Origin of the sequence: Bradyrhizobium sp. CCBAU 11430 (assembly GCF_028128855.1) — a bacterium.
Lineage (GTDB): Bacteria > Pseudomonadota > Alphaproteobacteria > Rhizobiales > Xanthobacteraceae > Bradyrhizobium > Bradyrhizobium ottawaense.
This window is the reverse complement of the sequence record NZ_LBJV01000070.1, coordinates 1-18,242: the sequence shown is the minus strand read 5'-3', so window position 1 is coordinate 18,242 and position 18,242 is coordinate 1. Positions and strand designations below refer to the sequence as shown.

General features: G+C 64.3%; 17 protein-coding genes. 10 read left to right on the top strand and 7 right to left on the bottom strand.

Annotated elements, in window-relative coordinates:
• Window positions 1-188 precede the first annotated feature (188 nt).
• Window positions 189-1,007 (top strand): aldo/keto reductase, encoded by an 819-nt coding sequence (locus XI04_RS29810; RefSeq protein WP_028144032.1) that lies wholly within the window; start codon window positions 189-191, stop codon window positions 1,005-1,007.
• A gap of 216 nt (window positions 1,008-1,223) precedes the next feature.
• Here XI04_RS29810 and XI04_RS29805 read toward each other — a convergent pair whose 3' ends face one another.
• A complete protein-coding gene (locus tag XI04_RS29805; protein ID WP_028144031.1) occupies window positions 1,224-1,463 on the bottom strand; it encodes a hypothetical protein in 240 nt (79 codons plus the stop codon).
• 95 nt (window positions 1,464-1,558) lie between these two features.
• The gene (locus tag XI04_RS29800) at window positions 1,559-2,014 is read right to left on the bottom strand and encodes a hypothetical protein (protein WP_028144030.1); all 456 of its coding nucleotides are present in this window, start codon (window positions 2,012-2,014) and stop codon (window positions 1,559-1,561) included.
• 159 nt (window positions 2,015-2,173) lie between these two features.
• On the opposite strand from XI04_RS29800, the gene XI04_RS29795 reads away from it, so the two are divergent.
• Together XI04_RS29795 and hpaD are read left to right on the top strand one after the other, a co-directional pair.
• Window positions 2,174-2,446, top strand: a complete 273-nt coding sequence (locus XI04_RS29795) for a helix-turn-helix domain-containing protein (RefSeq protein WP_026202606.1) — start codon at window positions 2,174-2,176, stop codon at window positions 2,444-2,446.
• 18 nt (window positions 2,447-2,464) lie between these two features.
• Window positions 2,465-3,319, top strand: coding sequence for a 3,4-dihydroxyphenylacetate 2,3-dioxygenase (gene hpaD / locus XI04_RS29790; RefSeq protein ID WP_152103353.1), 855 nt, complete (start codon window positions 2,465-2,467; stop codon window positions 3,317-3,319).
• A gap of 10 nt (window positions 3,320-3,329) precedes the next feature.
• Here the strand turns inward: hpaD and XI04_RS29785 are convergent, their stop codons facing one another.
• Complete coding sequence (locus tag XI04_RS29785; protein ID WP_028144028.1) at window positions 3,330-4,562, bottom strand: aminotransferase-like domain-containing protein; 1,233 nt, start codon at window positions 4,560-4,562, stop codon at window positions 3,330-3,332.
• A 122-nt stretch (window positions 4,563-4,684) separates the two neighbouring features.
• On the bottom strand, window positions 4,685-5,212 hold the full coding sequence (locus XI04_RS29780) for a DUF3124 domain-containing protein (RefSeq protein WP_212476647.1): 528 nt from the start codon (window positions 5,210-5,212) through the stop codon (window positions 4,685-4,687).
• A gap of 67 nt (window positions 5,213-5,279) precedes the next feature.
• Here XI04_RS29780 and XI04_RS29775 point away from each other — a divergent pair, with 67 nt between their 5' ends.
• The 4 genes from XI04_RS29775 to XI04_RS29760 all read left to right on the top strand — a co-directional run bounded on the left by XI04_RS29775 (window position 5,280) and on the right by XI04_RS29760 (window position 10,706).
• Window positions 5,280-7,010: a cation:proton antiporter gene (locus tag XI04_RS29775; protein WP_028144026.1), complete on the top strand. Its 1,731-nt coding sequence runs from the start codon at window positions 5,280-5,282 to the stop codon at window positions 7,008-7,010.
• A 184-nt stretch (window positions 7,011-7,194) separates the two neighbouring features.
• Window positions 7,195-8,271 (top strand): 3,4-dihydroxy-2-butanone-4-phosphate synthase, encoded by a 1,077-nt coding sequence (gene ribB / locus XI04_RS29770; protein WP_028144025.1) that lies wholly within the window; start codon window positions 7,195-7,197, stop codon window positions 8,269-8,271.
• Window positions 8,272-8,399: 128 nt separating this feature from the next.
• Window positions 8,400-9,614, top strand: coding sequence for an acyl-CoA dehydrogenase (locus XI04_RS29765; RefSeq protein WP_028144024.1), 1,215 nt, complete (start codon window positions 8,400-8,402; stop codon window positions 9,612-9,614).
• Between the two features lie 168 nt (window positions 9,615-9,782).
• Window positions 9,783-10,706, top strand: a complete 924-nt coding sequence (locus XI04_RS29760; RefSeq protein WP_028144023.1) for an MBL fold metallo-hydrolase — start codon at window positions 9,783-9,785, stop codon at window positions 10,704-10,706.
• 114 nt (window positions 10,707-10,820) lie between these two features.
• Here the strand turns inward: XI04_RS29760 and XI04_RS29755 are convergent, their stop codons facing one another.
• Entirely contained in the window at window positions 10,821-11,675 is an 855-nt protein-coding gene (locus XI04_RS29755; RefSeq protein ID WP_028144022.1) for a DUF1499 domain-containing protein, read from the bottom strand.
• A gap of 287 nt (window positions 11,676-11,962) precedes the next feature.
• Window positions 11,963-13,591: a fatty-acid--CoA ligase gene (locus XI04_RS29750; protein WP_038950567.1), complete on the bottom strand. Its 1,629-nt coding sequence runs from the start codon at window positions 13,589-13,591 to the stop codon at window positions 11,963-11,965.
• Window positions 13,592-13,656: 65 nt separating this feature from the next.
• Between XI04_RS29750 and XI04_RS29745 the strand changes: the two genes are divergently transcribed.
• Window positions 13,657-14,766 (top strand): extensin family protein, encoded by a 1,110-nt coding sequence (locus tag XI04_RS29745; protein ID WP_271608974.1) that lies wholly within the window; start codon window positions 13,657-13,659, stop codon window positions 14,764-14,766.
• Window positions 14,767-14,802: 36 nt separating this feature from the next.
• On the opposite strand, the gene XI04_RS29740 is transcribed toward XI04_RS29745, so the two are convergent.
• A complete protein-coding gene (locus XI04_RS29740; RefSeq protein WP_018321707.1) occupies window positions 14,803-15,489 on the bottom strand; it encodes a L,D-transpeptidase in 687 nt (228 codons plus the stop codon).
• Between the two features lie 337 nt (window positions 15,490-15,826).
• Between XI04_RS29740 and XI04_RS29735 the strand changes: the two genes are divergently transcribed.
• Both XI04_RS29735 and XI04_RS29730 read left to right on the top strand, forming a co-directional pair.
• The gene (locus XI04_RS29735; RefSeq protein ID WP_028144018.1) at window positions 15,827-16,804 is read left to right on the top strand and encodes a magnesium transporter CorA family protein; all 978 of its coding nucleotides are present in this window, start codon (window positions 15,827-15,829) and stop codon (window positions 16,802-16,804) included.
• 204 nt (window positions 16,805-17,008) lie between these two features.
• Complete coding sequence (locus tag XI04_RS29730) at window positions 17,009-17,227, top strand: hypothetical protein (RefSeq protein WP_038972668.1); 219 nt, start codon at window positions 17,009-17,011, stop codon at window positions 17,225-17,227.
• The last annotated feature ends 1,015 nt before the right edge of the window (window positions 17,228-18,242 follow it).

Genomic DNA, 18,242 nt, shown 5'->3' with positions numbered 1-18,242 from the left:
CGGGCTCGTCCCGGACATGACGGCTGAGAGGAATGGTGCGTGCAATGCTAACCCGATCTTGATTGGCAGCGCTGCCCATGCCGGGCTATGCTCCTCACTCCCGCCACCTCTTTTCCATCACCGAAGAGTCTGCCCACGCGGCAACGCCGCGTGCATCCAGCGGGTTGAACGACGTCAGGAGCCTGTTCATGGACAATCTGAAGACCCAGGGCATCAGCATGCCCAAGCTCGGCCTCGGCACCTTCCGCATGCAGGGCGATGCCTGCCGCGCCGCAGTCGAGAGCGCGCTGTCGATCGGCTATCGCCACATCGACACCGCCGAGATGTACGCCAACGAAGAATCCATCGGCGCCGCCCTTGCCGCGGCTCGCCTGCCGCGCGGCGAGCTGCACGTCACGACCAAGGTCTGGCATGAGAACCTCAGCCCCGACGCGATCCGCCGCGCCTTCGATGCGAGCCTGAACAAGCTCAGGCTCGATCATGTCGATCTCTATCTCGTGCACTGGCCGTCGAAGGCGGCGAACTGGGGTGCGGTGTTCGAGACATTGATGAAGCTGAAGCAGGAGGGGCGCACGCGGGCGATTGGCGTTGCCAATTTCACCACGGCGCTGCTCAAGACCGTGGTCGAGGACATCAGGGCGCCGATCGCCTGCAACCAGATCGAATATCACGCAATGCTCGATCAATCGAAGGTGCTGGCCTATCTCGCCGCGAAGTCGATCCCGCTGGTGGCCTATTGTCCGCTCGCGCAAGGGCGCATTGCCTCGGAGCCGGTGCTGGCCGAGATCGGCGCCAGGCACAACGCAACCGCTGCGCAGGTGGCGCTGAAATGGCTGCTCGACCAGGACGGCGTCGCCGCGATTCCGAAGGCCTCGCGCCGGGAGAGCCAGCAAGCCAATCTCGATGCGCTGAAGATCACGCTCGACGATGCCGACCGCAACAAGATCGCGGCGCTGCCCAAGGACCGCCGCTGCGTCAATCCGGGCTTCGCGCCGGCGTGGGATTAGCTTCGTCAACACGCCCTGCGAACGCAGAATAATCGTAGGGTGGGCAAAGGCGCCCTTGCGCCGTGCCCACCACTTCTCCTTGATCACTACGGAAGCGGTGGGCACGCTTCCGCCGTCGCTCTTCGAGCTATGGCGGACAAGTCGCTTTGCCCACCCTACAAGACTGCGCGCAAGAGAAATGGCCCCGTGAGGGGCCATTTCCATATGCGCTCTGCATTAGTCCCAGTTGTGATGGCGATGGCTGCGCTTGATCACCACGACCTTGTCGCGATTGTGCCAGCCACGATGCCAACCATGGTCGCGATGGCCGCGGAATTCGGCGCGAGCGCCGTACGGCCCGTGATGATGATGGTGGTAGCCGCCGCGCTTGATCACCACCGTCTCCGCGCTCGCCAGCGTCGGCGCCGCGATCACGAGCGCACCCAGGGCCGCAACCACATAACCAAGCTTCTTCATGATGTCCTCCTCCAATCGAATGCACATTTAAACCGCGCATTCGCGCGAACGTTCCGGAGGAAACGCGGGAGAATTCTGAACAGCTGTTCAGCTGACTAATCGCAGCGTTGCTGCGCCGGCGTCGGCGCGCCGGTGGCGACGTACTTGCCGTCCCTGATCGTGTACTCGCCACGCTCGCTGCGATTGTAGATCGCGCGCAGGCTGCTGCCGTCCTTCGCCAGCAGCAGCCCGAACTCACGGGCCTGGTGCAGCGAGGGGAAGTACACCATCACATTGAGCAGGCCCTCGGCGCTGACCCTGGCCGACACCACCTCGTTCTCGTCCCTGGCCTCGCCGAAATTGCGCCGGTACATCACCCGGCCGTCCTTCCGGATTTCGTAAGTCAGGAGCGCGCCCTTGTCGCGGTCAGGCCCGGTTGCGCAATCGACCGCCCACGAGCCGAGCAGGCCCCATTGCTCGACCGTCGCGGTCAGTGTCTCGGCACCTGCCGTGGAGGTGATCGCCGCCCACAGCATCGCAGCCGCGATCCAGCGGCTCAAACAACGCGTCATGTCCTGAAGAAACCCCGCCTCGAAGAATTCCAAAGTGTAGCATCCCGTCCGCTTCCGTCCATGGCTGCCGCCGATCGCTCGCGAATTTGATCCGCGTCAATGAGGCCGGTCTTTTCCGGCGTAGGATGGCGCTTCCCGAAGGCGAACCTGGATAGACCAATGCTGAATCAAGTCATGGATTTTGCGGGCGAAGTGCTGCCGGGGAGCTGCGCCGTGCCGCCTTATTCCGAGACCGCGTTTCTGACCGAGCTGGGCGATCGCTTGCGGTCCTCGCGCATGCGCTGCGACCTGTCGCGCCGCGAGCTGGCCCGCCGTTCCGGGATTTCCGAGCGCTATATCGCCCAGATCGAGGCCGGCAAGGGCAACGTCTCGATCGTCCTCTTGCTGAGGCTGGCCTCCGCGATCCACGGCAGCCAGCCACAGGCGGCCTGACGCTTCGGGGTGACCGCCATGGGGCAACTCGTACTCGCGGCCAAGGTCACCCACGTTCCATCGCTGATGCTGTCGGAGCAACCCGGCAGCCCGTTACGCGATGCGCGCGAGCCGGCGGTCAGGTCTTTGCGCGAGCTCGGCCGGCGGGCGAAGGAGCGCGGCGTGACCTGCTTTGTGGTGTTCGACACCCACTGGCTCTCCAATTTCGGCTACCACATCAATGCCAATGCGCGGCATTGCGGCTCGTTCACGAGCCACGAGGCGCCGCAGATGATCCAGGATCTGCGCTACGATTTGCCGGGCGACACGCGCCTGGCCGAAGCCATCGCTGATAGGGCCGGGGACGCCGGCCTGAACGTGATCGCCCATCAGGTGGCCAGCCTCGGGCTCGAATACGGCACCGTCGTGCCGATGCACTACCTGAACCGGGACGGCTTCGCGAAGGTCGTCTCGGTCGCCTCGCCGCTATTCACCTCCTTCGAGGAGAGCCGGATCCTCGGTGAAGCGACCCGCCGCGCGATCGATGAATCCGGTGAACGCGTCGCAATCATCGCCAGCGGTTCGCTCTCGCATCGGCTCTGGCCGAACAAGAAGCTGGGCCCCGAGGCCTGGACGTCGGTCGCCAGCGAGTTCAACCGTCAGGTCGATCTGCGCGTGCTCGAGCTGTGGCAGAGCCGCCGCTATCGCGAATTCCTCGACATGCTTCCGGATTACGCCACCAAGTGCAACGGCGAAGGCGGCATGGCCGACACCATCATGCTGTTCGCCGCGCTTGGCTGGTACGACTACCGCGGCGCCGCCGAGCAGCTCTGCGACTATTTTCCGTCCTCCGGGAGCGGCCAAGTCAACGTGGAGTTTCACGTCGAGGCGTGAGGCCGCGGCCTCAGGCCCGCTTCTCAACATTGGCACTCCGGGCCGGCACCCCGAATTCCTTGCGGCAGACCTCGGCCAGCACGGCGACGCCCTCGCGGATCTGCTGGTGCGTCGGACTCGCAAAACACAGCCTGAGGCGCGAGCTGGCATGGCTCTTGTTGGTCGACCATTCCGGCCCCGGATTGATCGAGACGCCGGCGGTGAGAGCGGCCTGATAGAGTTTCAGCGTATCGACCTGGTCGGGCAGCTTCACCCAGAGGAAGATGCCGCCCTTGGGCTCCTCGAACTCGGCGGCCGTCCCGAACTGCTCGTTCAGCGCCTCCATCAGCGTGTCGAGCTTGGTGCGCAGCGCCTTGGTCAGGGCCGGCACGTGGCTCGCGAAATGCGGCTTGCAATAGGCGGCGAGCACCATCTGCTCCAGCGCGCCGGAGCCGGCATCCGTCTTCAGCGCCAGCATCCGCGACATCACCTCCCAGGGCGCCACGATGAAGCCGACGCGCAGCGCCGGCGCGATCGACTTGGAGAACGAGCCGATATGAATCACGCCGCCGTTCGGGCTCATCGCATGAATCGCCGGCGGCCGCTGCCCCGACCAGACGAGATCGGCATAGCAATCGTCCTCGAAGATCGGCACGCCATACTCGGTCGCGAGCCGTACCAGCTCGGTGCGGCGGCTCTCGGGCATGATGCTGCCGGTCGGATTCTGCACCGTCGGAATGGTGTAGATGTATTTCGGCCGGATCCCGCGGCTCTTCAGGTCGGCCAGCGTCGCGGCCAGCACGTCCATGCGCATGCCGTCCTTGTCGAGGGGGACGCCGACCACATTGACGCCGAGCCGTGCCAGGCGGGTCAGCGAGCCCTGATAGCTGTCCTGCTCGAAGATCACGGTGTCGCCGCGGGTCAGCAGCGTCGCGTTGACGAGGTCGAGCGCCTGCAGCGAGCCGGACACGATCAGGAGATCGTCGACGGTGCAGTTGATGCCGGCATCGCGCTTGAGCTTGGTCACCAGGAATTCGCGCAAGGGCAGGTAGCCCTGCGGCCCATGCGCCAGCCCGTAAGTGGCGAGCGACCGGCCCTCTCGCCGCAGCACCGTGTTGGTCGCTTCGATCAACTCGTCGAGCGGCACCTGTTCGGAATCGTTATTGCCGCCCACAAAACTGTATTTGGCAAGGCCCGTCCAGCGCGCAGAAGGGGCCGGCAGCCCTGCCGGAAACAGGGGTGCGAAATCGAAGCTGGACGTCATGGGAGTGTTCCTCGTTTTGTTCTTGTTGAGCCAGCCGGCGTTGCGCCGGCCAGTCTTGTTTCTTGGCCAACCGTCCGGGTCGGACGGCCTTACTTCCTGCCTGCCGTCCGGGTCGGACGGACTCACTTCTTTGTGGCCGTCCTAGTCGGACGGCCCTGACTGATGAAAGCGTAATGCGCATTGGCGACGCCGCCAACCATCAGGGCCTCGACCACGGGCTCGGCGATCTCGCCTGTCGCGGCCCAGTCGACGAGGAAATTGGCCCCGGTCCCGCCGCGCACGTCGTCGGTCGGAATGAAGATCGAGACGGTGGCCAGCGGCCTCACGGCCACCGGCGCCTTCAGATAACTCTCGACCTGCTTGCCTGCGGTGTCGAAATAGGCGATGCGTTTGATCACCAGTGCTTGCGTCTCGGAGGCGTTGTGAACACTCAAGGTCACCGAGAAGTCGACGCGCAGCTTGCCCTGGCTCATTGCGACGCTGGAATAGGCAGGCACGTAGAATCCACCGGAGATTGCGAGTTCCTCCTTCGGCAGCGCGGTGAGGGAATCGGCAAAGTTCTGTTCAATATTGACCTTGGATTGTGCGACGGCGGGCACGGCAAAGGCGAGGGGACATAGCAGCATTGCTGCGAACAGCCCTTTTCGCATGTGACGAATTGCTCGCTTGCCGCGCCGCAACCCGCCTCTAGGGTGCGGCAAAACGGACCAATTTGGCATGCATGAGCTCATTCGCGACATCACTCTCTGTATTCTGTTTGCCTGGATGCTGGGCCTGCTCGCCCATTTCTCCCGGCAGCCGCTCATTCTGGCCTATCTTATCGCCGGCTTTTGCATAGGTCCATTCGGCGCGGGCTGGGTCCATTCGCAGGAATCGATCGGCGTCATCTCCGAGCTCGGCCTGATCTTCATGCTGTTCATGATCGGCCTGGAGATCGATCTGAAGAAGATCGTGCGGGCGGGAAAGGTGATCCTGTTCGCGGCGGGCGGCCAGCTCCTCGGCGGCTGCCTGCTCGGGGTCCTGTTCTTCGTCGGCATCGGCCTGTCACTCGGGGGCGGGCACTTCGATGCGGTCTATCTCTGCGTTGCCTGCGCGCTGTCGAGCACCGTCATCATCGTCAAGGTGCTCTACGAGAAACGCGAGCTCGACACGCTGCCAGGACGCATCACGCTCGGCGTGCTGGTGCTCCAGGACATCTTCGCCATCCTGTTTCTGGCGGTGCAGCCGAGCCTTGCCAATCTGCAGGCCAGCGTCATCCTGCTCTCGATCGGCCGTGTCGCGGTGCTGGTCGCCGCAGCTCTGCTGGTCAGCCGCTACGTGCTGCCGCGGCTGTTCCACCAGATCGCCCGGCGGCCCGAGCTGATCCTGCTCGGCGCGCTGGCCTGGTGCTTTCTCGTCGCCGAGACCGCCGAGCGGCTGTCGCTGTCGCGCGAGATGGGCGCCCTGATCGCCGGCGTCTCGCTCTCGACCTTTCCCTACGCGCTCGACGTCACCGCCAAGGTCACCACGCTGCGCGACTTCTTCATCACCCTGTTCTTCGTCGCACTCGGCATGACCATTCCCGTCCCCGGCCTCTCCGTGATCGGGCTGGCGCTGATGATCGCGGCTTTCACGGTGGTGAGCCGCCTCGTCACCACCTTCACGCCGCTCTATCTGATGAAGCAGGGCTTGCGCGCCAGCCTGTTGCCGGCGCTGAACCTCGCGCAGATCTCCGAGTTCTCGCTGGTGGTGATCCAGACCGGCGTCGCCGATCACCATATCGCAGCGCAGACGGCGAATGCCGCCTCCTTCGCCTTCGTGGTGCTCGCGGTGCTCTCGACCTTTGCGATGAGCCGCAGCGACGAGATCACCCGCTGGGCGATCGGCCCCCTGAAGCGGATCGGCCTGCGCGACCTCGATCACGGCAACGGCCATGCCGAGGAGGGGCACGAGGGCGGCCATGGCGAGGCCCGCCGTATCGTCATCCTCGGTTTTTTCCGTGCGGCGAGCGCGTTGCTGGCCGAGATCGAACGGCAGACGCCGGTGCTGCTCGAGCAGATCACCGTGGTCGATTTCAACCCCAATGTGTACCAGACGTTGCTGTCGCGCGGCCTGCACGTGATCTATGGCGACATCAGCAGCGCGGATACGCTGCTCCATGCCGGCGTCGGCAAGTCCGAGATGATCATCCTCAGCGTGCCGGATTCGCTGCTGAAGGGCGCCAGCAACGAGAAGCTGGTCCGCCACGTCCGCGCGCTCAATCCGACCGCCCTGATCGTGGCCACGGCCGATCTCCTGTCGGACGTGGACGAGCTCTATGCGGCCGGCGCAAGCTACGTCACCGTGACCCGGCTCAGCGACGCTCATGAGCTGTTCACGGTCATTGAGGCCGCGCAGGCCGGCCTTCTGGCCGACAAGCGCGCCGAGCTCGACCAGCGGCTCGGCGAACGCCGCGAAGTGCTGCCCTGACGGCGCTCGGCCACCTTCCGCTCCGGCCGTCTGCGCCTATATCCCTGGTATCTTCGGTGCAAGGCTGGGGTGCAAGGCTGGCCTCCGATGGCCCGCTGCCCGGAATATGCGGTTGCGTCCAGGACACTAGCGCCCCGGCTCAAGTCCGGCTAAGCCTCCCGGCATAACCGATAGAGATTGGGACATGCCCGATAGCGTTCAGGAAGTCTTGCAGGCCTTTGCCCGGGGTGAGCTCGTGGTCGTCACCGACGACGAGGACCGTGAGGGTGAGGGCGATCTGATCGTCGCCGCCTCGCTCTGCACCGCCGAGAAGATGGCGTTCATCATCCGCCATACGTCAGGCATCGTCTGCGCGCCGGTGACGACCGAGGACGCGCGCCGCCTGCGGCTCGATCCGATGGTGGCCCACAACGATTCCGCGCACACCACCGCCTTCACGGTGTCGATCGACTACAAGCCTGATGGCGGCACCGGCATCTCCGCCGAGGAGCGCGCCTCCTGCTGCCGCGCGCTGTCCAATCCCAATGTCGGCGCCAACGATTTCGCCCGGCCCGGCCACATCTTCCCGCTGATCGCCAAGGATGGCGGCGTGCTGCTGCGCTCGGGTCATACCGAGGCCGCCGTCGATCTCTGCAAGCTCTCCGGCCTGCCGCCGGTCGGCGTCATCAGCGAATTGATGAACGACGACGGCAGCGTGATGAAGGGCGAGCAGGTCGCGCAGTTCGCGGCCAAGCACAAGCTGAAGCACGTCACCATCGCGGACATGATCGCCTACCGTCAGGCGCGCGAGAAGCTGATCGAGCGGGTCTCGACCTTCGTCACCGAAAGCCCGATCGGACCCTTGCAAGGCTATGCCTACCGTTCGCCGTTCGATTCCATCGCCCACGTCGCTTTCGTCTATAACGGCGTCGGTGACGGCAAGAACGTGCTGACGCGCTTTCACAAGCCGAACATCGTCAAGGACACTTTCACGGGCCACAAGCGCATGGCGACGGTGCTCGAGCACTTCAAGAAATCCGGCCGTGGCGTTCTGGTTTATCTGCGCGACGGCGCTGCCGGTGTCCCCGTCGCCCCGCTGCCCGACGAGAGCGCGACGGAGGCAGACCGCAACCGCCAGTGGCGCGAGGTCGGCGTCGGCGCGCAGATCTTGCGCGACCTCGGCGTCACCTCGATCCGGCATCTCACCTCCTCGGTGCACGACTACAAGGGCCTGTCGGGCTTCGGCATCGAGATCGTCGCCAACGAACAGCTCGAGAGCTGACGACGCCGTTGCTGGGTTCGCGCCGTTGCGCGACCCGGAATGACCGAACCAGGATGCAATTGCACTTGTTGCCGCGGCGCTTTAGTTTGTCGGGCAATTTCTGACGGAACCAGACGAAAGGACGTTTCATGAGCGTGCGCCCTCAGGCCAAGGACAAGCCGGCTGCGGCTTCTTTCCAATGGGACGATCCGTTCCTGCTCGACGAGCAACTCACCGAAGACGAGCGCATGGTGCGAGACACTGCCCGCGCCTATGCCCAGGACAAGCTGCTGCCGCGCGTCTCCAAGGCCTATCTCGAAGAGACGACCGATCGCGAGATCTTCAACGAAATGGGCGAGCTCGGCCTGATCGGCATTACGCTGCCGGAGGAATATGGCTGCGCCAATGCGAGCTACGTCGCCTATGGCCTCGTCGCGCGCGAGATCGAGCGGGTCGATTCCGGCTATCGTTCGATGAACTCGGTGCAGTCATCGCTGGTGATGTATCCGATCTACGCCTATGGCGACGAGAACCAGCGCAAGAAGTATCTGCCGAAGCTCGCCAGCGGCGAGTGGGTCGGCTGCTTCGGCCTGACCGAGCCTGATGCCGGCTCCGATCCGGCCGGCATGAAGACGCGCGCCGAGAAGGTCGCGGACGGCTACCGCCTCACGGGCAGCAAGATGTGGATCTCCAACGCGCCGATCGCTGACGTGTTCGTGGTGTGGGCCAAATCGGCCGCGCACGACAACCAGATCCGCGGCTTCGTGCTGGAGAAGGGCATGAAGGGCCTCTCCGCGCCGAAGATCGGCGGCAAGCTCTCGCTTCGCGCCTCCATCACCGGCGAGGTCGTGATGGACGGCGTCGTGGTTCCCGAAGACGCGCTGCTGCCCAACGTCTCCGGCCTCAAGGGGCCGTTCGGCTGCCTCAACCGCGCCCGCTACGGCATCTCCTGGGGCGCGCTCGGCGCGGCCGAGGACTGCATGCATCGCGCGCGCCAGTACACGCTCGACCGCAAGCAGTTCGGCAAGCCGCTCGCCGCGACCCAGCTCGTGCAGAAGAAGCTCGCCGACATGGAGACCGAGATCGCGCTCGGCCTGCAGGGCTCGCTTCGCGTCGGCCGCCTGATGGACGAGGGCAAGTTCGCGCCCGAGATGATCTCGATCATGAAGCGCAACAATTGCGGCAAGGCCCTCGACATCGCCCGTGTCGCGCGCGACATGCACGGCGGCAACGGCATCTCGATCGAGTACCATGTGATGCGCCACGTCCATAACCTCGAGACGGTCAACACCTACGAGGGCACCCACGACGTCCACGCCCTGATCCTCGGCCGCGCCATCACGGGCATTCAGGCGTTCTTCTGAGCTCGTAAGGTTAAGCGGCAGGAAACTCTTCGACGTCATGGCCGGGCAAAAGCGCGAAGCGCGTCTTCGCGCGAGACGACCCGGCCATCGACGTCTTAGGCCGCGCGAAGAACGTGGATGCCCGGCACAAGGCCGGGCATGACGAAGTCAGCAAGGTATGAGCAAGCCATGTCCGACAATGACGACGTCCCGTTCAACCGCAACTTTCCGCTCAAAGCCGGCATCGTCGAGGAAGTCCGACCCGGCGTGCGCCGCGTGCTCTGCAACAATCCGAGCCCGTTCACCTTCACCGGCACGGTCAGCTACATCGTCGGCAAGGGCAATGTCGCGATCATCGATCCCGGTCCGGACGATGCGGCCCATGCGGCTGCGCTGCTCGATGCCGTGCGCGGCGAGACGGTGAGCCATATCTTCGTCACCCACACCCATCGCGACCATTCACCGAACACCGCGCGGATCAAGCAGGCGACCGGCGCGCCGGTTTATGCCGAGGGCCCGCACCGGGCCTCGCGCCCGCGTTTCGAGAGCGAGAAGCACAATCCGGAATCCGGCGCCGACCGCGATTTTGCACCGGACGTCAAGGTCGCCCATGGCGATGTCGTCGAAGGCGACGGCTGGCGGCTCGAGGCCGTGGCGACGCCGGGGCACACCGCCAATCATCTGGCATTCGCCTGGCCGGAGCGAAAGTTCAACTTCGTCGGCGATCACGTGATGGGCTGGTCGACTTCGATCGTGGCGCCGCCCGACGGCTCGATGATCGACTACATGGACTCGCTCGACCGGCTCGCCGCACGCGAGGAGGATCTCTACTTCTCCGGCCATGGCCCCGAGATCCCCGACGGCCAGCGCTTCGTGCGCTTCCTGATCCGTCATCGCAAGGCGCGCGAGGCCTCGATCCTGCACCGCCTCGCCAAGGGCGAGACCGACATCCCGACCATGGTCCGCGCGATCTATATCGGCATCGATCCGAGGCTGACGACGGCCGCCGGCTATTCCGTGCTGGCGCACCTGGAAGATCTGGTCGCCCGCGGCGTGGTCGCGACCGAGGGCGATCCCGTGATTGGCGGGACGTATCGGATGGCTGGCGCGTAGCCTTCGCCGTCATTCCGGGGCTCGCGAAGCGAGAGCCCGGAATCCATTCATCGACAAACTCCGCCGCCCGATGGATTCCGGGTTCGTGCTTCGCACGCCCCGGATGACAGCCAGCTATTTCTTCACCGTCTTTGCCGGCGCCTTCGGCGGCGCCACCGGCGTCTTCTTCACCGGCTTGAGCGCGTCGGCATCGGCGGCGGTGTTGAGGTCGTCGATGAATTTCTTGACGCGCGCGGCGTTGCTGCCGAGATCGCTGTCGAAATTGCGCGAGGCCGAGCGGATGTCGACGCGGGAATCATCGCCGTCCGGCACGAACCTTATCGAAATGTCCTCGCGAAAACCCATGATCGGCGTGCGCGCCACCGCCTCGATACGGCCGATGCGGCGCGGCGGCTGCGGTGCACGCTCGTCGATGACGATCCATTTGCGCTTGTTGACGAGTTGCAGCGCGATCGCATAGGCGCGGTCGACGGAAATCTCGAGCTCGACGGGCTCGATATCAGGGTAGAAATGGCGCTGCTGCTCCGCCGAATAGAGCCCGGCATAGACCGCGGTGTTGGTGCCCTCGCCGGTGCGCAGGCGCGCCAGCGCGTCGAAACGCGGTGGATCGATCGGGTCGGTGGTGATGTCGTAGATCGCCGGCAGCTTGCGATATTGCAAGGCCAGATAGGCGGGATAGGCGAGGATCGCCCCGTCGATGAGCAAAGCGAGCAGGATGCGCGCCATGCCGCGCGAGCCGTTCTGCCAGATCGCGGCAAAGCCGGCGAGCCCGAACAGGATAGACAGGCCTGATATCGCGAGCCCGCCGAAGAAGGTCGCAAGCGCCGGCTTCGGCTCCAGGAAATCGAAGCGGACGATGATGATCGAGACCACCACCGCCACCACCGCGAACACGGCCAGATTGCGCGCCCAGCTCGCGAGGCTGGACACGGGCTCCGACTGATAGGGAGCGGAAAACCTGCGGGCCATCGAGTGAGCTCTGCCGGGGTTGGCGATGCCGGCCGATCTGGCGCGACGATGGGCCGTTGAGACCACGGCGCGGGGGCAAATTCAAGGGACTTACCCTCCCCTGGAGGGGGAGGGTCGATCGCGCGGAGCGCGAGCGGGGTGGGGTGACAGTGTCTCCATTTGAGGCGGTGACCGTGTGGAGAGATCACCCCACCCCGTCTCACATTGCGCTTCGCTTCATGTGAGCCGACCCACGGGCGAGCTCCGCTCGTCCCGGACCCTCCGGGGGAGGGGGGCCCCGAGCGAGCTCACGCCGCCGCGTTCGGGAAGCGATAATCCTTGAACTGGTCGCGCAGCGCCGTCTTCAGGATCTTGCCGGTGGCGGTGTGCGGAATACCTTCGACGAAGGCCACGTCGTCGGGCATCCACCATTTGGCGATCTTGCCGTCCATGTATTTGAGGATCTCCTCGCGGGTGGCCTGCTGACCCTGCTTGAGCTGCACGATCAGGAGCGGCCGCTCGTCCCATTTGGGGTGGAACACGCCGATCACGGCAGCTTCCGCCACGGCCGGATGACCGACCGCGAGGTTTTCGAGGTCGATCGAGGAGATCCACTCGCCGCCGGACTTGATCACGTCCTTGGAGCGGTCGGTGATCCGCATGTAGCCGTCCTCGTCGATGGTCGAGACGTCGCCGGTATCAAAGAAGCCGTCCTCGTCGAGGATGCTGCTCTCGACACGGTAATAGGCCTTGGCGACGGCAGGGCCGGAGACCTTGAGGCGGCCGAAGGTCTTGCCGTCCCAGGGCAGCTCCTTGCCGGCATCGTCGGTGATCTTCATCTCGACCGCGAAGGGCGCATAGCCCTGCATCTGCAGCACGTCGAGCCGCGCATCCCCCGTGGCGTTCTGGAACGGTGGCTTCAGCGCCGCGACGCTGCCGATCGGGCTCATCTCGGTCATGCCCCAGGCGTGACGCACGTTCGAGCCCATGTCGAGGAAGGCCTTGATCATCGAGCGCGGCATCGCCGAGCCGCCGCAGATCACCATCTTCAGGTCCGGCAGCTTGAGATTATTGGCGGTCATGTGCTGGAGCAGCATCAGCCACACGGTGGGCACGCCGGCGGTGTGCGTCACCTTCTCGGTCGAGAGCAGCTCGTAGACCGAGGCGCCGTCGAGCTTGGCGCCGGGCATGACCAGCTTGGTGCCCTGCGAGGGCGCGGAGAAGGCGATGCCCCAGCTATTGGCATGGAACAGCGGAACCACCGGCAGCATCGTCTCGGACGCACTGGTGCCGAGCGCGTCGACATTGTTGGCCATCAGCGCATGCAGCACGTTGGAGCGATGCGAATACAGCACACCCTTCGGGTCACCGGTCGTGCCCGACGTGTAACACATCGCCGCTGCCGTGTTCTCGTCAAAGTCCTTCCATTTGAATTTGCCGTCGGCCTCCGCAATCCAGTCCTCGTAGGCGACCACATTCTTCAGCGTCGTCTGCGGCATGTGCGCCTTGTCGGTGAGCACGACGTAGCGTTCCACGCTCGTCAGCTTGTCGGCGATCTTCTCCAGGACCGGAACGAAGGTGATGTCGGTCATCACGATGCGGTCCTGCGCATGGTTGATGATCCAGGCGATCTGCTCGGGGAAAAGGCGGGGATTGACGGTATGGCAGATGGCGCCGATCCCCATGATGCCGTACCACACCTCGAGATGGCGCCAGGTGTTCCAGGCGATCGTTGCGACACGGTCGCCGAGCTTGATGCCGTCGCGCTCCAGCATCTGCGAGACCTTGAGCGCGCGCTTGTGGATCTCGGCGTAATTGGTGCGATGGATCGGTCCCTCGACCGAGCGAGTAACCACCTCCTGCTTGCCATGAATTTTGGCGGCGTGTTCGATGATCCGGTGGCAGAGCAGGGGCCAATCTTGCATCAAACCAAGCATTCCGACGTTCCTCCGAGAAGTCGCTGGGCGCGTTGTCGCTCTCAGCGTTGGGCCAAAGAATTGTCATGAGTTTTAGCCTGCCGGACTTTCGCCGCAAATGGTCTTGTCGCGGCTATATGTCCGCTGGCGCGGCAATGGTTACCGCTGTGCTCGGGCTGTCGCTCGTGCTCGCCGAGAGGGCAGAGGCGCGAAAATATACGTCCCCGCTGGATATCTTCGGTATCGCCGCACCACGGCCGCGCCCCGCGGTTCATTCCGCCAGGATCCCGCTGCCGCGACCCCGCCCCGAGGAGGCGCCCAAGGCATCGGACGAGGCCCCGCCGGAGGCGGACGGCAAGCCTTCGGCGGACAAGCCCGGCGCCGACAAGCCCGCCGAGGCTGCGGCACCGGCCCAGAAGCCGGTCTCGGCCTGCCGTCTCGCGCTGACCGAGGAGATCGCGATCGCACCCTCGATTCCGGATATCCGCGGCCCCGGCGCCTGTGGCGGCGAGGATCTGGTGCGGCTGGAAGCCGTCGTCCTGCCGGACAAGCGCAAGGTGACGGTCAAGCCGGCGGCGATCCTTCGCTGCACCATGGCGTCGGCGATCGCCGATTGGCTGCGCAAGGACATGGCGCCGCTGGCCACCAGCCTCGGCTCGACCATTGGCGAACTCGACAATTTCGATTCGTTCGAGTGCCGCGGACGCAACCGCGTCGTCGGCGCGCTGCTGTCTGAGCACGGCAAGGCCAACGCCCTCGACGTCCGCGGCATCAAGCTGGCCAATGGGCAGTCAATCGGCCTCACCGACCGCACCATGTCGCGCGAGGTGCGCGAGCGCGTGCTGCACTCGGTCTGCGCGCGGTTTTCCACCGTGCTCGGCCCGGGCTCGGACTGGTACCATGAGGACCATATCCATCTGGATTTGGCGCAGCGGCGCAACGACTACCGGATCTGCCAGTGGAACGTCTGGGATCCCCTGCCGCAGGTCGCCCCGCTGCTGCCGGCGGAACGCCCCGAGGAGGCGCCACCGCGCGAGGTCGCGGCCAAGCCCGAGGTCAAGCCCGAGGCCAAGCCTGAAGAAAAGGAAGGAGCTGACGACGAGGCGGTCCAGAAGTCCGCGGCGCCTGCGAAAAAGCCGGCGGCCGAAGGCAGCAAGTCCCAGCCGCGCAAGCCGGCAACAAAAAAGCGCCGGTGAAACCGGCGCTTTTGGATCTCAGAGATCAGCAGGCGATCAGTAGCTGCCCGCCTGGCCGGTCTGGCTGCCGCCGAGCGCCAGCCGCGAATTGTAGGGCGAATCGCCGTGCTTCGGCTCGAGCACCACGACGAGGGTGCCGAGCTTGACGCGGTCATAGAGATCGATCGCGTCCTCGTTGGTCAGGCGGATGCAGCCCGACGAGATCGAGGCGCCGATATATTCCGGCTGGTTGGTGCCGTGGATGCGGAACAACGTGTCTTTCCCGCCGGAATAGAGGTAAATCGCGCGAGAGCCCATCGGATTGTCCGGGCCGGGTGCGACATAGGTCGGCACGCCCAGGCGCGAAATTTCGCCGGGGGTGGGGTGCCAGGCCGGCCACTCGGTCTTGCTGCCCACCTTGGCGATGCCCGACCAGGCCATGGCCTCTTCGCCAACGGTGATGCCGTAACGGATCGCCTTGCCGCCATCCAGCACGTAATAGAGGTAGTGATTGTCGGAATCGACCACGATCGAGCCGGGCGATTCCTTGCGGTGGTATTGGACGATGGCGCGACGGAACGGCTCCGCAACCGGGGTGTTCTCGTACCGAACCTTGGCGAGCAGTTCCTTGTCCTTCGGCTTGAAGGCTTTGGTGTCGGTCGCCTCGAAATGCGTGGCCTGCATGCAGCCCGACAGCATCAGGCCGGCGGCCAGAATTCCCAACTTAACTTTCAGCGACGACATGATTTGGTTCCAATCAAAACAATACCGTGCGGAAGGCCTGAGCTTACCGCCCAAGTTCCTCGACTCCGTTAATCCCATTATCGTTGAAATCTGCCACAATTCCAGCACTGAAGGCCTTATCCCGCGCTGCGAGACCCAAGCTGTGGCTTTTCTGCCGCAAGTTTTGCGGTCCCGTGAAGATTTTTGGGCCAAAGGGGGCCGGACTGTCGATTCCGTGCCACAGTTGAGCCATGGCACCGCCACAAATGCCAACGCTCCGTTAATGTGGTTGTCATCGTGAACTTGTCAGAATCGCGCTAAGGGCTGTCATTCTGTCGCAGGTTCTCTGGAGTCGTGCATGTTTTCGGTGTTTGTTCCCTCAGAGTCCGTTCTGAAGAAGGTTGTCATCGAAGATCTTACCGCGTTGCCGGAAAGCGCGGTCTGGATCGATCTCGTCAACCCGAGCGCGGCCGAGGACAAGGCGGTGGAGCGGCTCGCCGGCATCGCCATCCCGACCCGGGAAGACATGCAGGAGATCGAGATCTCCAGCCGTCTCTATATCGAGAACGGCGCCCGCTACATGACCGCGACGCTGATGTGCCACTCCGATACCGACATGCCCCGGACCACGGCGGTGACCTTCATCCTCGGCGACCACCGCCTGGTGACGGTGCGCTACGACCTGCCGAAGCCGTTCGCCCTGGTCGAGGCCAAGCTCGCCCGCTCCTGCACGCCCTCCATTACCGGCGAGATGGTGCTGATGGAACTGCTGGACGCCGTGATCGACCGCTGCGCCGACATCCTGGAGCGCTGCGGCGCCGAGATCGACCAGGTCAGCCACGACATCTTCGAGCCCGAGAGCGAGCGCCACGGTCACGCCAAGCAGTATTCCCAGATCCTGATCTCGATCGGCCGCAAAGGCGATCTGACCTCGAAGGTTCGCGAGAGCCTGGTGTCGATCGGCCGCGTCGTCACCTTCCTTTCGGCGGTGGTGGAGGGCGTGAAATGGTCGAAGGACATGCGCGAGCAGCTCAAGACCATGCAGCGTGACGTTTCCTCGCTGACCGACCACGCCTCCTATCTCTCCAGCAAGATCACCTTCGTGCTCGATGCCATGCTCGGCGTCGTCAATCTCGAGCAGAACAACATCATCAAGCTGTTCTCGGTCATGGCCGTCGTGCTGATGCCGCCGACGCTGATCGCCTCGATCTACGGCATGAACTTCAAGATGATGCCGGAACTCGAATGGGCGCACGGCTATCCGATGGCGCTGGTGATGATGCTTGTCGCCGCGATTCTTCCGTACTGGCTCTTCAAGTGGAAGAAGTGGCTCTGATCTCGTCGCGCTCGGAAAATAGCTACCGAGACCTTACGCCGGTCGTACAGACACGGTGAATCGTGTCGCAGAATAGATCGGGATTGAGGCCGCGCCGTGATGTGTTCGCCGTGCCGCAATTCCTCCGGTAAAATTTGAGCGGTGGGCTGAACGTTTGCGCGAAACTTGTCTGCGATAAGCAGTGCGTAGCCGCGAGGAACAACCATGGTTGAAAAACACATAACGTCGCCCCGCAACGTCATCGACCTGGCGAACTATCGTCAGGTCCTGGCGAGCGGCAAGGCGTCGTCGATGTCGGCACGCATGTGCCGGCACTGTGGTGCTCCGCTGCTCGACGGTGAGAACGACGACGACTGCTCGACCGCATTCAGCACGGCCGCTCCGCGGCCGCGCGACAGGTCACGTCGGATTCGAATCGATTGAGGAACGGAAGGCGAGGGCGATCCAGGTCTTGCGGCGGCGTTGTCTGGATCGCCTTGCTTCCCTTTCTCTTCAGGACAATCGGCTGTGACGTCCGATTGGCGGGTGCGCTGGAGAGCGACTGAACCGCCCATCCAGCCGAAAACGGGGCCTGTGTCGCGCTCTGTCAATCCTCGTCGCCGAAAATATTCCACTTTACCGAAATTCGGTTTCGGCGTATGTGTCGTCCATCCCGGCTCACCAAGAGGGGCGATCATGTGTCGTCACGCATCGCGAGCCGGGCTTGCGGTGGACGCGGCAGCGTCGGCACGAGAGGCGCGGGCAGGGCGGGGTGTCCCTGTGAGCCCGAGGCTTCGTGCGGACGAGCGGCGCTGCTAGGCTTCGTCTCGTCTGTAAGTTTCCGGCTCCGTCGACGGGGCCAGGAAAAACTGCGGCGAAATGGCGAGCCGTGCGTACGGCAAAACCGTGTGGTCCTGGCCGTCGTTGCTACGGTCAAGTCCTGCGAAGGTGCGAGCGAGCCCAACCGGGCAGACTGCATCATCCATTCGCGGGTCGAGGGAGGCCAGAAGGAATGGTCGGCTCCCGGGAGATCACGGCATAAGCCGTCCAGCCACTGCGCAGGGAAGGCCGAGTGATCGGCACCACCTGTATGCTGCTGTGCGGTTCTTCTGCGTGTGCCTATTGCGCAGCAGACCGCGGGTGCGAGCTAGCACCCGGCCTTCCCTGCGCCCTCTTGGATTTAGAGGGTAGCGAGACCAGGCAAAGCTCGGGCGAATTGCGCCGCGAGGCCGCGATGCCGTGTCTGCTACTTGAGCTGCGTGCCACAAACTCGATATCGTAGGGTGGGCAAAGCGCAGCGTGCCCACGTCTTCTATCGTGATGTTGGAGAAATTGGTGGGCACGGCGCCATGCGCCTTTGCCCACCCTTGTATTAGCGCGCCGGATTAGAATGGCCTCGTTCCGTGAGGAATGGCCCAGCCCGGGTGGCCGCCCGGGCTGGGCCGCCGATCGATCGGAT

Excerpts from the sequence above, each read along its gene's own strand:
- XI04_RS29810 (WP_028144032.1), top strand. The coding sequence starts at position 189 with ATGGACAATCTGAAGACCCAGGGCATCAGCATGCCCAAGCTCGGCCTC.
- XI04_RS29805 (WP_028144031.1), bottom strand. The coding sequence starts at position 1,463 with ATGAAGAAGCTTGGTTATGTGGTTGCGGCCCTGGGTGCGCTCGTGATC.
- XI04_RS29800 (WP_028144030.1), bottom strand. The coding sequence starts at position 2,014 with ATGACGCGTTGTTTGAGCCGCTGGATCGCGGCTGCGATGCTGTGGGCG.
- XI04_RS29795 (WP_026202606.1), top strand. The coding sequence starts at position 2,174 with ATGCTGAATCAAGTCATGGATTTTGCGGGCGAAGTGCTGCCGGGGAGC.
- hpaD (WP_152103353.1), top strand. The coding sequence starts at position 2,465 with ATGGGGCAACTCGTACTCGCGGCCAAGGTCACCCACGTTCCATCGCTG.
- XI04_RS29785 (WP_028144028.1), bottom strand. The coding sequence starts at position 4,562 with ATGACGTCCAGCTTCGATTTCGCACCCCTGTTTCCGGCAGGGCTGCCG.
- XI04_RS29780 (WP_212476647.1), bottom strand. The coding sequence starts at position 5,212 with ATGCGAAAAGGGCTGTTCGCAGCAATGCTGCTATGTCCCCTCGCCTTT.
- XI04_RS29775 (WP_028144026.1), top strand. The coding sequence starts at position 5,280 with ATGCATGAGCTCATTCGCGACATCACTCTCTGTATTCTGTTTGCCTGG.
- ribB (WP_028144025.1), top strand. The coding sequence starts at position 7,195 with ATGCCCGATAGCGTTCAGGAAGTCTTGCAGGCCTTTGCCCGGGGTGAG.
- XI04_RS29765 (WP_028144024.1), top strand. The coding sequence starts at position 8,400 with ATGAGCGTGCGCCCTCAGGCCAAGGACAAGCCGGCTGCGGCTTCTTTC.
- XI04_RS29760 (WP_028144023.1), top strand. The coding sequence starts at position 9,783 with ATGTCCGACAATGACGACGTCCCGTTCAACCGCAACTTTCCGCTCAAA.
- XI04_RS29755 (WP_028144022.1), bottom strand. The coding sequence starts at position 11,675 with ATGGCCCGCAGGTTTTCCGCTCCCTATCAGTCGGAGCCCGTGTCCAGC.
- XI04_RS29750 (WP_038950567.1), bottom strand. The coding sequence starts at position 13,591 with ATGCTTGGTTTGATGCAAGATTGGCCCCTGCTCTGCCACCGGATCATC.
- XI04_RS29745 (WP_271608974.1), top strand. The coding sequence starts at position 13,657 with ATGAGTTTTAGCCTGCCGGACTTTCGCCGCAAATGGTCTTGTCGCGGC.
- XI04_RS29740 (WP_018321707.1), bottom strand. The coding sequence starts at position 15,489 with ATGTCGTCGCTGAAAGTTAAGTTGGGAATTCTGGCCGCCGGCCTGATG.
- XI04_RS29735 (WP_028144018.1), top strand. The coding sequence starts at position 15,827 with ATGTTTTCGGTGTTTGTTCCCTCAGAGTCCGTTCTGAAGAAGGTTGTC.
- XI04_RS29730 (WP_038972668.1), top strand. The coding sequence starts at position 17,009 with ATGGTTGAAAAACACATAACGTCGCCCCGCAACGTCATCGACCTGGCG.